The organism is Umezawaea beigongshangensis, assembly GCF_016464305.1.
GTDB lineage: Bacteria > Actinomycetota > Actinomycetes > Mycobacteriales > Pseudonocardiaceae > Umezawaea_A > Umezawaea_A beigongshangensis.
This window is the reverse complement of sequence record NZ_JAEIOJ010000011.1, coordinates 1-14,953: the sequence shown is the minus strand read 5'-3', so window position 1 is coordinate 14,953 and position 14,953 is coordinate 1. Positions and strand designations below refer to the sequence as shown.

Annotated in this window: 16 protein-coding genes; 7 read left to right on the top strand and 9 right to left on the bottom strand. The window is 74.3% G+C overall.

Annotated elements, in window-relative coordinates; translation table 11 throughout:
* Positions 1–9: 9 nt before the first annotated feature.
* On the bottom strand, positions 10–660 hold the full coding sequence (locus tag IMZ35_RS23980; RefSeq protein ID WP_199443447.1) for a TetR/AcrR family transcriptional regulator: 651 nt from the start codon (positions 658–660) through the stop codon (positions 10–12).
* A 179-nt stretch (positions 661–839) separates the two neighbouring features.
* On the opposite strand from IMZ35_RS23980, the gene IMZ35_RS23975 reads away from it, so the two are divergent.
* The 3 genes from IMZ35_RS23975 (at position 840) to IMZ35_RS23965 (ending at position 3,331) form a co-directional block, all read left to right on the top strand.
* Entirely contained in the window at positions 840–1,361 is a 522-nt protein-coding gene (locus IMZ35_RS23975; protein ID WP_199443446.1) for a CGNR zinc finger domain-containing protein, read from the top strand.
* 99 nt (positions 1,362–1,460) lie between these two features.
* Positions 1,461–1,820 carry a DUF1707 SHOCT-like domain-containing protein gene (locus IMZ35_RS23970; RefSeq protein WP_199443445.1) on the top strand — a complete coding sequence of 120 codons (360 nt, stop codon included), beginning with the start codon at positions 1,461–1,463 and terminating at the stop codon, positions 1,818–1,820.
* Positions 1,821–1,915: 95 nt separating this feature from the next.
* Positions 1,916–3,331 (top strand): amidase family protein, encoded by a 1,416-nt coding sequence (locus tag IMZ35_RS23965; RefSeq protein WP_199443444.1) that lies wholly within the window; start codon positions 1,916–1,918, stop codon positions 3,329–3,331.
* Here IMZ35_RS23965 and IMZ35_RS23960 read toward each other — a convergent pair.
* The 4 genes from IMZ35_RS23960 to IMZ35_RS23945 all read right to left on the bottom strand — a co-directional run bounded on the left by IMZ35_RS23960 (position 3,322) and on the right by IMZ35_RS23945 (position 6,873).
* Entirely contained in the window at positions 3,322–4,278 is a 957-nt protein-coding gene (locus IMZ35_RS23960) for a helix-turn-helix transcriptional regulator (RefSeq protein WP_199443443.1), read from the bottom strand. The genes IMZ35_RS23965 and IMZ35_RS23960 overlap by 10 nt on opposite strands.
* Positions 4,279–4,357: 79 nt before the next feature.
* Positions 4,358–5,566, bottom strand: coding sequence for an SPFH domain-containing protein (locus IMZ35_RS23955; protein ID WP_199443442.1), 1,209 nt, complete (start codon positions 5,564–5,566; stop codon positions 4,358–4,360).
* Positions 5,567–5,570: 4 nt separating this feature from the next.
* Entirely contained in the window at positions 5,571–6,011 is a 441-nt protein-coding gene (locus tag IMZ35_RS23950; RefSeq protein ID WP_199443441.1) for an NfeD family protein, read from the bottom strand.
* 58 nt (positions 6,012–6,069) lie between these two features.
* Positions 6,070–6,873, bottom strand: coding sequence for a DUF3097 domain-containing protein (locus IMZ35_RS23945; RefSeq protein WP_199443440.1), 804 nt, complete (start codon positions 6,871–6,873; stop codon positions 6,070–6,072).
* Between the two features lie 197 nt (positions 6,874–7,070).
* Here IMZ35_RS23945 and IMZ35_RS23940 point away from each other — a divergent pair, with 197 nt between their 5' ends.
* The gene (locus IMZ35_RS23940) at positions 7,071–7,493 is read left to right on the top strand and encodes a hypothetical protein (protein WP_199443439.1); all 423 of its coding nucleotides are present in this window, start codon (positions 7,071–7,073) and stop codon (positions 7,491–7,493) included.
* Here IMZ35_RS23940 and thmT read toward each other — a convergent pair.
* Genes thmT through IMZ35_RS23925 form a run of 3 tightly spaced genes read right to left on the bottom strand, consistent with a single transcriptional unit; the run spans position 7,490 to position 9,051 of the window.
* Positions 7,490–7,672 carry a 2-hydroxymuconate tautomerase gene (gene thmT, locus IMZ35_RS23935; protein ID WP_199443438.1) on the bottom strand — a complete coding sequence of 61 codons (183 nt, stop codon included), beginning with the start codon at positions 7,670–7,672 and terminating at the stop codon, positions 7,490–7,492. The two genes, IMZ35_RS23940 and thmT, sit on opposite strands and share 4 nt — an antisense overlap.
* Positions 7,673–7,682: 10 nt before the next feature.
* A complete protein-coding gene (locus IMZ35_RS23930) occupies positions 7,683–8,477 on the bottom strand; it encodes an SCO1664 family protein (RefSeq protein WP_199443437.1) in 795 nt (264 codons plus the stop codon).
* A 7-nt stretch (positions 8,478–8,484) separates the two neighbouring features.
* The gene (locus tag IMZ35_RS23925; protein WP_199443436.1) at positions 8,485–9,051 is read right to left on the bottom strand and encodes a DUF3090 domain-containing protein; all 567 of its coding nucleotides are present in this window, start codon (positions 9,049–9,051) and stop codon (positions 8,485–8,487) included.
* Positions 9,052–9,129: 78 nt separating this feature from the next.
* On the opposite strand from IMZ35_RS23925, the gene IMZ35_RS23920 reads away from it, so the two are divergent.
* Both IMZ35_RS23920 and IMZ35_RS23915 read left to right on the top strand, forming a co-directional pair.
* Positions 9,130–11,082 carry a prolyl oligopeptidase family serine peptidase gene (locus IMZ35_RS23920; protein WP_199443435.1) on the top strand — a complete coding sequence of 651 codons (1,953 nt, stop codon included), beginning with the start codon at positions 9,130–9,132 and terminating at the stop codon, positions 11,080–11,082.
* Complete coding sequence (locus IMZ35_RS23915) at positions 11,079–12,002, top strand: S66 peptidase family protein (protein WP_307868693.1); 924 nt, start codon at positions 11,079–11,081, stop codon at positions 12,000–12,002. Before IMZ35_RS23920 ends, IMZ35_RS23915 begins: the two co-directional genes overlap by 4 nt.
* Positions 12,003–12,015: 13 nt before the next feature.
* Here IMZ35_RS23915 and IMZ35_RS23910 read toward each other — a convergent pair whose 3' ends face one another.
* Positions 12,016–13,617 carry an outer membrane protein assembly factor BamB family protein gene (locus IMZ35_RS23910; RefSeq protein WP_307868690.1) on the bottom strand — a complete coding sequence of 534 codons (1,602 nt, stop codon included), beginning with the start codon at positions 13,615–13,617 and terminating at the stop codon, positions 12,016–12,018.
* Positions 13,618–14,160: 543 nt separating this feature from the next.
* Here IMZ35_RS23910 and IMZ35_RS23905 point away from each other — a divergent pair.
* On the top strand, positions 14,161–14,814 hold the full coding sequence (locus tag IMZ35_RS23905) for a poly-gamma-glutamate hydrolase family protein (protein WP_307868687.1): 654 nt from the start codon (positions 14,161–14,163) through the stop codon (positions 14,812–14,814).
* The last annotated feature ends 139 nt before the right edge of the window (positions 14,815–14,953 follow it).

Here is a 14,953-nt window from a genome sequence, read left to right as displayed (position 1 = left end):
TCGAGAGGATCAGCTCGCCGTGCGGGAGCCGTTCTGCGCGGCGGTGCCCGGCCGGGCCGCGGTGGCCGAGAACAGGCCGATGCCCAGCGCGTAGGGGTCGTCCATCCCGAGGGTGCGCAGCGCCTCGGGCCGCAGGGCGAGCAGCGACACCGCCACGCCCAGGTAGTAGGCGTCCAGCAGGCCGCCGTCGCGGGCGGTGGAGGCCAGGCCCGCCGCGCGGTGCAGGTGCGCGTTGGCCTCGGCGTTGGCCACGACCATCGCGCTCAGCGCGTCGCGCACCGCCGGTCGGCGCACGGCCTCCAGGTACAGCTCGAACATCGCCAGGATCTGCGTCTGGTCGGTCACCGCGCGCCGCAGCAGCGCCGGGTACAGCTCGCTGATCTCGGTGGGCGTCACGTCCTCGGGGGTCGTCTCGCGCAGCCGCTGCACCGCGACCCGGTGCTGCTCGGTCATCCGCAGCGCGGCGGCCTCCAGCAGGGAGTCCCTGGTCGGGAAGTAGTTCTTCGCGGTGCCCTCGGGCACCTGCGCCTCCCGGTCGACCGCGCGGTGGGTCAGGCCGCGGCCACCCTCGTCGGCGAGGACGCGGATGGCGGAGTCCGCGAGCAGTTCCCGGCGCGCACCGCGTCGCGAACGCCCACGAGAAAGTTGTTGATCGCTCACGGATCGCAGACGATAGTCGAACTACCACGGCTGTGGTGACTCGGGGCGGGTCCCGACGCAGGTGGGAGGCGCTGCCGTGCCGCGAGGCGGTCCGCGGCCCGGCGTCGGCGGGCCAGCCGCAGGAGGGACAGGACGGAGCTCCGGTGGTGGCCGTCCCACCGGCGTGATGTAATTGTTCAGTGCATTTCAACCATTACGGTGGCACGGCGGCCGAACTCGCGGCCGCGCTGGTGAACGCCGGTCCGGCCGTCGGGCCCGCCGACGTCCTGACGGTGCTGCGGGCCCACGGCTGCGCACCGCTGGGCGAGATGTCCGAGGAGGACGCGGCCGAGCTGGCGCGGTGGGCGGTCAGGCTGCGCCCGGTGTTCGGCGAGCCCTCCCGCGACGAGCAGGTGCGGGTGGTCAACGGTCTGCTCGCCGACTCCGCCACCCAGCCCCACGTCTCCCAGCACGACGGCCGTCCGCCGCACCTGCACTACGCGCTCGAGGACGCGCACGTGGTCGACCGCGTGCGCGCGTTCACCGCCGCCGGGCTCGCGCACCTGCTGTGCCAGGACGGCGACCGGATCGGCCTCTGCGGGCGCGAGGGCTGCGGCGTGGTCTACGTCGACACCTCCCGCAACGGCCGCCGCCGCTTCTGCACCCCCCGCTGCGCCAACCGCGTCCACGTCGCCGAGCACCGCAGCAGGCACACGCCCTGAGCGCGTACGTCGTCCGACGCAGCCGGGGAACGCGCCCACCGGCCGACGACGCGGGGCCGCGCCGCGGCGAGGCTGGACGCGCACCCCGAGGAGGTCATCGTGTCCGCACCCGACGTCCGCGTCTCCGACGCCGAGCGCCAGCGCGTCGTCAGCACCCTGTCCACCGCCGTCGGCGAGGGCAGGCTCACCCTCGCGGAGGCCGACGAGCGCATCGTCTCGGCCTGGGCCGCTCGCCACGGCGGCGAACTGGCCGCGCTCACCGCCGACCTGCCCGCCCCGGCACCGCCGGTGGCCCGGCCGGGACGGCGTCCCGCGCTGTTCGGGCTGATCGCGCTGCTGGTCGTGATCGCGTGGGTGCTCTCCCCCGTGCCGTTCTTCTGGCCGGTCTTCCCGCTGACGTTCCTCGCCGTGCGCGCGGTGCGGACCGCGCGTCCGCACCCTGGCCCCGCGAGCGCCTGAACGCTCCACCCGTGGTGCTGCGGCGGGCGCTCGCCGTGCTCGAACGGTCAACTCGTCGATCACGGGCTCCCCGCGCACCGCACTAGGGTGCGGGAATGGATCTGACCGAGGTCTGCTTCGCCGGAGCGGCACGCCAGGCCGAGCTGCTGCGCGCCGGGGAGATCTCCTCCCGCGCGCTCGTCGGCGAGTGCCTGCGCCGCATCCACCGCCACGACCGCGATCTGAACGCGTTCCGGACGGTGTTCGAGCCGGAGGCCGTCGCAGCCGCCGAGCAGGCGGACCTGCGCCGCGAGCGCGGGGAGGACGCGCCCCTGCTCGGCGTGCCGATCGCGGTCAAGGAGGACCTGGCCGTGGCCGGGCTGCCCACGACCAGGGGCACCGACGCCGTGCGCACCCCGGCACCGGCGGACTCCGCCGTGGTGCGCCGGCTGCGCGAGGCGGGCGCGGTGATCGTGGGCCGCACCCGCATGCCCGAGCTGGGCCTGTGGCCCCACACCGAGAGCTCCTGGGCCGGAGCGACCCGCAACCCGTGGTCGCACCGGCACTCCCCCGGCGGTTCCAGCGGCGGGTCCGCCGCCGCGGTGGCGGCTGGCCTGGTCGGCGGCGCGGTCGGCACGGACGGCGCGGGCTCCATCCGCATCCCGGCGGCCTGCACCGGCGTGTTCGGTCTCAAGCCGCAGCGCGGCCGGGTGTCGCTGGCCCCCGACCCGGAGGGCTGGGACGGCCTGGTCGTCGCCGGTCCCATCACCCGTCACGTCCGGGACTGGGCGCTGATCGCCGACGTGCTGCGCGGAGCCGAACCCGGCGACCGGCACGCCGCCCCGCCGCCCCGCGTCAGCTTCACCGAGGCCGCCGGCACCGAACCGGCGCGACTGCGCGTCGCGCTGTCGCTGCGCCCGTGGGGTCCGGGCGGACGCGTGTCCGACGACGCCCGCGACGTCGTGCTGGACACCGCCCGGCTGCTGGAGGACCTCGGCCACGAGGTGGTGCGGGTCGACCCCGCCTTCGACGACGTCGCCGGACCGGTGTCCTTCGCCGTGCGCTACCTGCACAGCGCGGCCGTCGGCGCGAGCGAGGTCGACGAGCCCGCGCACCTGGACCGGCGCACCCGCAGGATCGCCGCGCTGGGCCGGGCCCTGCCCGCCGGGGTCGTGCGCGCCGCCGTCGCCAACGGCGACCGGCTGCACCGGCACACCGAGCGGGTGTTCGACCGCTACGACCTGCTGCTCACCCCGGCGCTGACCCGGCCGGCGCTGCGGATCGGGCAGTGGGGGCCCACCTCCGCGGTGCGGGCGCTGCTGGCCGCGGCCCGCTACACGACGTTCCTGCCGCTGTGGAACGTCGTGGGCAATCCGGCCGCCGCCGTACCCTCCGGGTTCGGCCGGGAGGGGCTGCCGCTGGCGGTGCAGCTCGTGGGCCGCGAGCACGACGAGGTCACGGTGCTGTCGGCCGCCGCTGCCCTGGAGCGCGCCCGGCCGTGGGCCGACCGGTTGCCGCCCGGCTACGCCTGAGCGGCGCAGCGGGTGAACAGCTCGGCGGTGGCGCGCAGGTGCTCGCGGAACTCCGGCGGTTCCAGCACCTCGAAGTCCGTGGCGATGCTGGCCAGGACGAAGGCCGGCCAGCGGAAGTCGTCGACGTTCATGACCAGCCGGCAGGAGTGCTCGTCCACCTCCTCGACACCGCCCCAGTGCCCCACCACCGACGTCACCTCGTGCGCGGGCGCACGCACCAGCACCACCGTGCGGTGCTGCCCCGGCACCGAGCTGAGGCGTTCCCGCACGTACTGCGCCGCGTCCCCGCCGGGCAGGTCCCGCGGCCGGAAGCGGGCCCCGGTCGCGCGCGGCGAGGTGAGCCGGTCGACGCGGAAGGTGCGCCAGCCGTGCCGTTCGGCGTCCCAGGCCACGAGGTACCAGCGCCGTCCCAGCGGCACCAGCCGGTGCGGTTCGACGAGTCTGCTGGTGCGCTCGCCGCCGTGGGCGGTGTAGTCGAACCGCAGTCGCTCGTCGTCGCGGCACGCCTGGGCGATGGTGGTGAGCGCCGAGGCGTCCACCGTGGGCCCGGCCAGCGCCGCCGGCACGGTGAACGCCCGCAGCGCGTCCACCCGGCGGCGCAGGCGCGGCGGCATCACCTGCACGACCTTGGCCAGCGCCCGCAGGGACGTCTCCTCGATGCCCGTCACCGCGCCGCCGGCCGCCGTGCGCAGGCCGACGGCGATGGCGACGGCCTCCTCGTCGTCCAGCAGCAGCGGAGGCATCGCCGCGCCCGACTGCAACTGGTACCCGCCCGCCACGCCGCGGCTGGCGTTCACCGGGTAGCCCAGCTCGCGCAGCCGGTCGACGTCGCGGCGCAGCGTCCGCTCGCTGACCCCCAGCCGCTCGGCCAGTTCCCGGCCAGGCCAGTAGCGGTGGGTCTGCATCAACGACAGCAGCCGCAGCATCCGCGCGCTCGTGTTCGCCATGAACCCACGATCCCGTGCACCGAGGTCAGGAACTGACCGGAATGAGTCTCGACGTCGCAGGAGCGCGCGGACGCGGCGATCAGGACTCGGGCTGCTCCAGCGAGCGCGGCGCGTCGGCGCGGTCGGCGTCCAGGGCGGGCACGGCGCTCCGCTCGGCGGCGCGCACCGACGGCGTCGACGTCCCCAGCGGGCTGGGCACCTCCTTGCGAGCGACCTCCTCGGCAGCACGCACCGCCTCGGCCACGTGCGGGTCGGGCGCCGTGTCGAACCAGTCCGCGATCGAGGCGTCGTCGTCCTCCGGACGTGCCTGCGAGGGCTCCGAGACCGGCGGCTCGTAGCGGAACACCCCGTCGTCGCCCTTGGCCCCGAGCTGACGGGCGAAGCCCTCCAGCGCCTTGCCGAAGTCGCTGGGGATCATCCACACCTTGTTGGCGTCGCCCTGCGCCATCTGCGGCAGCGTCTGGAGGTACTGGTAGGCCAGCACCTCGGGCGTGGGCTTGCCGTCCTTGATGGCGGCGAAGACCTTCTCGATGGCCTTGGCCTGTCCCTGCGCCTGGAGGTAGCGCGCCGCCCGCTCGCCCTGCGCGCGCAGGATGCGCGACTGCCGCTCCGCCTCCGCGGCCAGGATCGCCGCCTGCTTGGCGCCCTCGGCGGACAGGATCGACGCCTGCTTCTGCCCCTCGGCCGACTTGATCGCCGACTCCCGCTGGCCCTCCGCGGTCAGGATCATCGCGCGCTTCTCGCGGTCCGCGCGCATCTGCTTCTCCATCGAGTCCTGGATCGACGGCGGCGGGTCGATGGCCTTGAGCTCCACCCGCGCCACGCGGATGCCCCAGCGGCCGGTGGCCTCGTCCAGCACGCCGCGCAGCTGGTTGTTGATCTGGTCGCGCGAGGTGAGGGTCTGCTCCAGGCTCATGCCGCCGACGACGTTGCGCAGCGTCGTGGTGGTGAGCTGCTCGACGCCGATGATGTAGTTGGAGATCTCGTAGACCGCCGCGCGGGGGTCCGTCACCTGGAAGTACACGACCGTGTCGATCGACACGGTCAGGTTGTCCTCGGTGATCACCGGCTGCGGCGGGAACGACACGACCTGCTCGCGCAGGTCTATCCTGGCGCGCACCCGGTCGAAGAACGGCACCAGGATGTTCAGCCCCGGCGCCGCCGTCGTGCGGTAGCGGCCCAGCCGCTCCACGACGGCGGCCTGCGCCTGGGGGATCACCAGCACCGCCTTCACCGCGATGATCAGCACCAGCAGCGCGACGACTGCTACGACGATGAGCGTGGTCAACTCTTCAGCCTCCACTCAGGTCCTCCGACAGCACCACTGCTGTCGCGCCCGAGATCTCGACGACGGTGACGACGGTGCCCGGTTCCAGCACGCGCTCGTCCACCGAACGCGCCGACCAGACATCGCCGCCGATCTTCACCCTGCCACCGTGGGCGTCCACGGTGGACTCCACGACGGCCCTGCTGCCCGGTAGCGACTCCAGGGCGGACCGGTGCCCCACCCCGATCTCCAGCCTCCGCTTGAGCACCGGACGCGCACCGGCGACCAGCCCCAGCGACACCAGGCCGAACACCGCGGCGGTGATCACCGGTGAGGCGCCCAGCGACGCCGCCCCCGCCGACGACAGCGCGGCGACGCCCAGCATCACCAGGACGAAGTCGCCCGAGAGGACTTCGGCGCCGATGAGCAGCACCCCGATCACCAGCCAGATCAACGCCGCGCCCATACCTCCCATACTCCCATCCCGGACCGGACGGGGCGGGGCGATTTCCGATCCGGTTCGATCACGAGTGCTCGGTCACGAAGTCGATCAACCGCTCGACCGCGCCGATCAGCGGTGTCTCCAGGTCGCGGAACCCGCCGACCCCGGCCAGCACCCGCTGCCAGCCCTCCCACGGCTCGCCCCAGCCCAGCTCGTCGCACACGCCGCGCTTCCACTCCACGCCGCGCGGGACCTCCGGCCACGCCGCGATGCCCACGGCGGCGGGCTTCACCGCCTGCCACACGTCGACGTAGGGGTGACCGGTGACCAGCACGTTCTCGTCGCGCACGGCGGCGACCAGGCGGGACTCCTTGCTGCCGGTGACCAGGTGGTCCACCAGCACGCCCAGGCGGCGGCGCGGACCGGTGCCGAACTCGGCGACCCGCTCGGCCAGCACGTCCACCCCGTCCAGGGCCTCCACGACGACGCCCTCGACGCGCAGGTCGTGTCCCCACACCCGCTCGACCAGCTCGGCGTCGTGCTTGCCCTCGACCCAGATCCGGCTGTCGCGGGCGGTGCGGGCCCGCAGGCCCCGCACCCGCACCGACCCCGACGCCGAGCGCGCCGCCGTCGCGGGCGCGGGCGGGGGCTTGACCAGGGTCACCGGAGCGCCGTCGAGGAGGAAGCCCGCGGCGCGCAGCGGGAACAGCCGGTGACGGCCCTGCCGGTCCTCCAGCACCACCTGCCCCGGCTCGAAGCGCACGACGGCCCCGCAGAACCCCGACGCGGGGTCCTCCACCACCAGGCCGGGTTCGGCCGGCACCTCGGGCACGGTCCGCTTCGTGCGGGTGGACAGGACGTCGCGGCCGTAGTCGTGGGAGCGCACGATCAGCGACCGTACCCGCGCGGGGCCGCCCGCCCGGTGAGCGACGCGCGGGCGGTGCCGCCACTCCCCCGAGCACCCGGCCGACGTCGCCGATCACCGGTGCTGCCCGGTCAGCGGCGATGACACGACCGGACAGGGCGTGAACCGGACGATCGGCCGCCGCGTGTGTTCCAGTACACCCCCGAACCAGGAGCGTCATGATCGCCAGCACGGACGAGGCCTTCGGACTCCGCCTGGGCCGCGCCTCCGCCCAGTACCGCGTCGACTACGGATGGTGCACCGGAGTCGTCGGGACGCGCCTGCTGTTCACCCCCGAGGCCCGCGTCACCGGTCTCGCGCTCGACCGCGTCCCGGCGGCGCGGCTCGTGCAGCGCATCGAGGGGCTGGGGCTGCACTTCCCCGTGGTCCTGCTGGGTGCCGAACACGTGTTCCTGGCCACCGACGAGGCGTACGACCTGCCGCGCGGCGTCGACGTCGTCCCGCTCGACGCGCTCGCCCTGCCACCGAGCAGGACACCGCGCGGGAACTCGCGCTGGGCGGTGCCGCCCAGACGCGGGGCGGACCTCGTGCCCAGCCCCGGCACGCTGCTGGCCCTGCTGGGCCGGCGGGCGGCGGACTAGTCGACCGTGCGCTTGCCGCCGACGCCCCAGTGCTCGCCCGGCACCTCGTCGATCATCACCCACACGCCCTCGCGGTTGCCGCCGCAGGTCTCCAGGAACGCGTCGGTGACCTTCTCCACCAGGGCGCGCTTCTGCTCGTCGGTGCGTCCGGGGAACATCGACACGGTGATCAGGGGCACGGGCACTCCTTCAGAACGCGGGCCACGGGATCGCTGGCCACTCCGACGAGGGCTCCGGGTAGCGCCCGGAGGCCAGCAGCTTGTCGGTGCGCTCGGCCAGCGCGCGCACCTCAGCGCGGGTGAGGTGGTCGTGCAGCGTCTCGCCCAGCTCACCGGTCAGCTCCACGCGCAGCCGCTCCAGCGCCTCCACGGCCTCCGGCGGCAGCTCCTCGCGCGACCAGCCCCACAGCACCGTGCGCAGCTTGTCCTCGGCGTGCAGGCAGATCCCGTGGTCGACGCCGAAGACCCGGCCGTCCGGGGCGTGCAGCACGTGCCCGCCCTTGCGGTCGGCGTTGTTGGCCACCACGTCGAACGCCGCCATCATCCGCATGCGCGGGTGGTCGGCGTGCACCAGCACAGCGGGGTCGCCGTAGCGGTCGTGGGCACGCAGCACCGCGCGCCAGCCCTGCGGCACGTCCGCCTCGGCGACGATGTCGACCAGCTCGTCGTCCTCGCGGGTGTCGACCCACAGCTGCACCATGCCCGACCCGAACGGGCCGGGCCGCAGCACCGTCGTGGGCACCACGTCGAACCCCGCCGCGGCGGAGATCAGGTGGGCGGCGACCTCGCGCCCGGCGAGCGTGCCGTCGGGGAAGTCCCACAGCGGCCGCTCACCGCTGACCGGCTTGTAGACGCACTGCGCGCTCACGCCGTCCAGGGTGATCGCGCAGAACAGCGTGGCGTTGGACGCGTCGACCAGCCGCCCCTCGACCTCGATGCGCCCGCGGGTCAGCAGCTCGTGCACACCGGGATCACCTGGCAGCACGCGAGGCTCAGCTCTCCTCGGAACGCCGGTAGCCGTTCTGCCGAGGGCAGATGTGGCCGTCCGGATCCAGGGGTTCGGAGCACAGGGGGCACGGCTTGCGGCCCGCGTTGACGACCTGGTCGGCGCGGTGCGCGAACGCCCTGGCCTCGGCGGGCGACAGGAAGACGCGGACGGCGTCCGGCCCCTCCTCCGTGTCGTCGAGGACGACGGCCTCGTCGACCTCCTCCTCCGTCACGGCGAGCAGCTCGATCACCACCGCGCTGGCCTCGGCGTCCCAGCCCAGACCCATGGTGCCGACCTTGAACTCCTCCTCGACCGGCACCTGGAGGGGTTCGGCGTCGCGCAGGTCGTCGGGGACCTCCTCGGGGACGTCCGCGCCGAACCGGCGGTGCACCTCCTCCAGCAGCGAGCCGATGCGTTCGGCGAGGACAGCGACCTGTTGCTTCTCCAGCGCGACGCTCACCAGCCGGGCCTCCTCGGAGGCCTGGAGGTAGAAAACGCGGTCGCCGGGCTGCCCGACCGTTCCGGCGACGAAACGATCGGGCTGGCGGAAGACGTGAATGACGCGAGGCATGGCACGTCAAACCCTATGCCACGACGCGACGGGCGGCAGGACCTCCCCCCGCGAAGTGCTCGCGTATAGGGTCGCGACGTGGTGAAGATCGCTCCGTACGGGACGTGGACCTCCCCCATCAGCTCGGCGGACGCCGCCGCGGCCGGTGGCGGGCCGCAGTGGGTCGACCTGCACGACGGGCAGGTGTGGTGGGCGGAGAGCAGGCCCGCGGAGGGCGGGCGGGTGGCGCTGGTGCGCACCCGCGCCGACGGCACGCACCAGGAGGTGCTGCCCGCGCCGTGGAACGCCCGCAACCGCGTCCACGAGTACGGCGGGCGCCCCTGGGCCGTGATCTCCACGCCCGGCGGCGACCGGGTGGCCTTCACGCACTGGGACGACCAGCGGGTGTACCTGCTCGACCCCGAGGACCCCGGCACCGAGCCGCGGCCGATCAGCCCGGCGCCCGAGCGCCACCACGGCGTCCGCTACGCCGACCTCGTGCCCGGTCGCGACGGCGAGGTGTGGTGCGTGCGGGAGCGGATCATCGGGGACGCGCGCACCGACGTGCGCCGCGACCTGGTGGCGCTGTCGGTGGACGGCGGCGAGCCGCGCGTCCTGGCGTCGAGCCACCACTTCACCACCGGCCCGCGCCCGAGCCCCGACGGGCGGCACGTGGCGTGGATCGGCTGGGACCACCCGCGCATGCCGTGGGACGGCACCGAGCTGTGCGTGGCCGAACTGGACGACGACGGGGTCGCCGGGCCGCACCGGGTGCTCGCCGGTGGACCGGCCGAGGCGGTCTGCCAGGTCGAGTGGGAGAGCGCGCACGACCTGCTCGCGCTGAGCGACCCCGACGGCTGGTGGAACCTGTTCCGCGTCGGCCTGGACGGGTCGGTCGCCAACCTCGCTCCGTGCGAGGAGGAGCTGGGCGGTCCGATGTGGCGGCTGGGGAACCGGTGGTTCGCGCCGCTGGGCTCTGGCCGTCACGCCGTGCTGCGCAGCGGCCGGCTCGCGGTGCTCGACGAGCGCAGCGCCACGGTGACGGACGTCGACGTGGACCTGCCGGTGTGGCAGTCGAACCTCGCGGCGCACGACGGCGTGGTGGTCAGCGGCGCGGCCGGACCGACCACCGAGGCCGTCGTGGTGCGGCTGGACCTGTCCACCGGCGAGCTGACGGAGCTGACCGGCACGCCCGACGCGCTGCCCGACCCCGCCCACCTGCCGGTGCCGCAGGAGCGGGTGTTCACCGGGCCGCAGGGCCAGGACGTGCCCGCCTACGTCTACCCGCCGACCAACCCCGGCTTCCGCGCGCCCGAGGGCGAGCTGCCGCCGTACGTGGTGCACGTGCACGGCGGTCCGACCGGGCGCGCGCTGCCCGTGCTGGACGTCGACATCGCGTTCTTCACCAGCCGCGGCATCGGCGTCGTCGCGGTCAACTACGGCGGTTCCACCGGCTACGGCCGGGAGTTCCGGGAGCGGCTGCGCGAGCAGTGGGGCGTGGTGGACGTGCGGGACTGCGCCGCCGTGGCCGAGGCGCTGGCCGCGGAGGGCACCGCGGACGGCGCCCGGCTGGGCATCCGCGGCGGCAGCGCGGGCGGCTGGACCTCGGCGGCGTCGATGACCTCGGTCGGCACCTACCGCGGTGCCATGATCGCGTTCCCGATCCTCGACCTGGTGGGGTGGACCGCTCAGGGCGGCGAGACGCACGACTTCGAGTCGCAGTACGTGACGGGTCTGGTCGGCTCCTACCCCGAGCACGCGGCCCGCTACGCCGAGCGCTCCCCGATCGACAAGGCGGACCGGCTGGCCGGTCCGGTGCTGCTGCTGCAGGGCCTGGAGGACGAGATCTGCCCGCCGGAGCAGGCCGACCGGTTCGCCGCGAGCCTCGACGGCACGGGGGTGCCGCACGCCTACCTGGCCTTCGAGGGCGAGCAGCACGGGTTCCGCAGGGCGGAGACGATCCGCGCCGCGCTGGAGGCGGAGCTGTCGTTCTACGGTCAGGTCTTCGGCTTCGAGCCCGTCGGCGTCCCGCGCCTGGAGCTGCGGACGTGAGCCTGCTGCTGCCCCGGCCGCTGCGGGAGGGCGATCGGGCCGTGCTCGTCGCACCGGCCGGTCCGGTCCCGGAGGACGAGCTGCGTCGCGGTGCCGAGGTGCTGCGCTCGTGGGGGCTGCGGGTGGACGTCGCGCCGCACGTGCTGGACCGGCACCCCGTGCTGCGGCACCTCGCCGGGGCCGACGCCGACCGCGCCGCCGACCTGCAACGGGCGTGGTGCGATCCGGACGTCGACGCCGTGGTGTGCGTCCGGGGCGGCTACGGCAGCCTGCGGGTGCTCGACCTGCTGGACTGGCCGGCGATGGCCGCCGCGCGGCCGAAGGTGTTCACCGGGTCCAGCGACATCACCGCCCTGCACGCCGGGTTCACCGCGACGCTGGGGGTGGCGACGCTGTTCGCGCCGATGACGGCGACCAGGCCGTTCCTGGACAGCACGATCGCTCAGGAGCACCTGCGGCTGTCGCTGTTCGAGCCCGAGCGGGTGCGGGTGCTGACCCGGCCGTCGGCGGTGACGGTGTCGCCGGGTGTCGTGCGCGGCACCACCGTCGGCGGCAACGCCTGCCTGATCGCCGACGCCCTGGGGGCCCGCACCGCGCCACCGCACCCGGCCGACGGCTCGATCGCGCTGCTGGAGGACGTGGGCGAGGAGCCCTACCGGCTGGACCGCATCCTGACGCAGCTGCTGCGGGCCGGGTGGTTCGACGGCGTGCGCGGCATCGCGCTGGGCTCCTGGGACGGCTGCGGCGAGCCGGCGGAGGTGGCCGAGGTCCTGGTGGACCGGCTCGGCGGCCTGGGCGTGCCGATCCTGGGCGAGCTGGGCTTCGGGCACTGCGCGGACCAGTTCACCGTGCCGCTGGGCGTGGACGTGGAGCTCGACGCCGACGCGCGCACCCTCACCGTCCTCGGCGGAGAGCGGTGAGGGTGCGCGCGTCCTACAGGCCGAACGCCAGCAGCACGGCGCCGCGGCCGGGGTTGGGGTACTCCGGCGCGTACCCGGACTGCACGTAGACCATCCCGTGCGAGACCACCGCGCCTCCTCCGGTGCCCGCGATCGCCCCACCACGCCCCGGCAGCCCGTTGACGCCGATCACCGGCTGCACCGTGTCGTGGGTCCACAGCACGCGCCCGGTCCTGGCCGAGTACGCCCGCAGCTTGCCGTCGGTGCTGCCGACGTAGACCACTCCCGGACTGCTGCTCACCGGCACGCCGTGCGCCAGCTCGCACTGCTCGGGGAACGCCGCCGCGCCGCCCGTGGTGCAGCCGTCGGACGGGTTGGGCGTCTCCCACAGCACCTCGCCGGTCAGCGGGTCGACCGCGAACACCGTGCCGGGACCGGCGTAGTAGGTCGCGACGTAGAGGCGCTCGCCGTCGTAGCTCGATCCCCACTGGATGCCCGAGATGCCGCCGCTGGGCAGGGGGACGCCGAGCTGCCGCCGCCACACGACCTCACCGGTCCGCGCGTCGAACACGTGGTAGACGCCCAGCTTCTGCCCGACCCCGACGAGCTTGCGGCCACCGGCGGTGAAGACGTTCGGGGTCGCGCCGATGTCGTAGTCCAGGGCGCTGCCGTCCTTCAGGCCGGGGCAGTACCCCTCGGCGTCGGGCGAGTTGCACAGCGACCGCCACGTGTCGGCCTTCGTGACCTGGTTGCGCCACTTCACGGCCCCGGTGACGGGGTCCAGCGCGAGCAGGGTGTCGAAGTCGCCCGCGCTGCCGGTGTAGTTCTGGCCCGTTCCCACGTACAGCGTGCCGTCGGCGGGGTCGATCACCGGCGAGCTCCACACCCCGGCGCCGGACGGCTCGTAGCGGGTGGCTCCGCTGGGCCACGTGCCCACGGCCTGCGGCTCCGGCACCGTGTGGTGCCGCCACACGAGTGCCCCGGTGTTCGCGTCGTAGGCGTCGACGTGCCCGCGGAAGGTGCAGCACGGGTAGTCGGCGCCGTTGACGTTCTCCCCGCTGGACGTGCCGATGTAGACGCGTCCCCCGTGCACGAGCGGTGAGCTGGTGTTGAACGCCGCCGGGTGCGTGTCCGTCCGCGTGTGCCACACCAGGCGTCCCGTGCGCTGGTCCAGCGCGTACAGGTAGCCGCGGAGGTCGCCGAAGTAGACCTTGCCGCCGGAGACCGACGGGCCGTCCCAGACGACGCCGAGCCGATCGCCCGGCGCGACCGAGTTCAGGTCGAAGGTCCACCTCTGCCGCCCGGTGCGGGCGTCGTTGGCGTAGAACCTGCCGTCCGGCCCGCCGAAGTAGACCGTGTCGCCCACGACCGCCGGATGGCTGCGGACCACCGTGTTCGGCGTGCCGGCCGGGTAGCTGAACGCCCACCGGAGCTTCAGCGTCCCGACGTTGCGCGGGGTGATGGTCCGCTCGGCCGCGTTGTGCCGCGACCCGAGGAGGTCCTTCTGCCAGGTCGGCCAGTCACCGCGGGAGGAGCCCGCTCCTCCCGGTGACGCCGCCGTGGTGCTCCCGCCCGTCAGCACGGCGACCGAAGCCACCGCCAGACAGGCGACCAGTGCTCTGCGAAGTCTGAACACGTCCTCGCCCCCTCACCCCGTGGTGAACTGCCCTCCTTCCACCGTCCCGCGACGGCGGACGCACGTCGATCGGCCGATCGTCGATCGCTTCCGGTGCTGAGGTGGACCCCGCGTCCACCGTTCGACGGACCCGCTCAGGGCAGGAGGGACGCCTGCTCCACGATCTCGTCGAGGTCGGCGGTGACGCGCTGGAACGACGTGCTCGGCGAGCGGGGTCCGTCGTCGTCCACCGGATCGGGGTGTGGTCCCGTCGTCGTGCAGGCGGGAAACCGCGTCGAGCACGCGCGGCGCCGCGGCGGCGATCTCGTCCAGCTCGGCGCGGGTGAACGTGGTCGCGGTGCGGCCGTCCGCGCGCAGCGTGCCCAGCAGCGCGATCTCGGCGTCCGGGTTGGCGACGCGGTAGCCGTGAGCGCGGTGCAGGCCTTCCACGGCGTGCCCCACCGGGTGGCAGTAGACGAAGTTGACGAGAATGGAGGGCGGCATCAGGTGATGATGTCGGGGCAGCACCGCCGCGGCATCCGGACTTCTCGGGAGGAACGCGCTGTGCGAGCAGAGTCGCCCGCTGACGTGCACCCGTCGAACACCGCGCTCTACGCCGCGCCCGGCGTGCTGGAGGGCGTGGACTTCCTGCGGCGCCACCGGCACCGCCCCGGCTCCGACACCGTGGTGATCGCCCCGCACGGCGGGGGCATCGAGCCCGGCACGTCGGAGCTGGCCGTGGCCATCGCGGGCCGCGCGCACTCCTACTGGTTGTTCGAGGGCCTGCGCCCTGCGGACAACGGCGAGCTGCACGTCACCGCGGAGAACTGCGACGACCCGGTGGCGCTGTCGCTGCTCCGCATGGCGCGGACCGCGCTGGCCGTGCACGGCTGCGCGGGTGGGACGCCGGAGGTGCTCGTCGGCGGCCGTGACGCCCCGCTGCGCCGGCTCCTGCTCGCCCGCTACCGCGAGACCGGGTTCCGCGCGGTGGACGCGGCGCGGCACGAGGGTCTCAGCGGCACGTCCCGCTACAACATCGTCAACCGCACCCGCACGCGCCGGGGCGGGCAGATCGAGCTGTCCACGGCGCTGCGCGCGTCGATGTTCACGCGCAACACCACCCCGCGCCGGGTGGCCAGCACCAACGAGGTGTTCTGGCGCTTCGTGGAGGCGACCAGGGCGGCGCTGACCCAGCGCAGCGCCCGCCGGGCCGCCTGACGCCGCTACCGCCGGGCGCCGGACGTGACGCCGAGCCCGCCGTGAGCGGTCGCGGCTCCCGCGCCCCCCCGCGGAGTAGTGGCTCAGCGTGGCCCGGTGGTCGTGGTCGAAGTAGTAGGCGCCGTTGTTGACGTTGGAG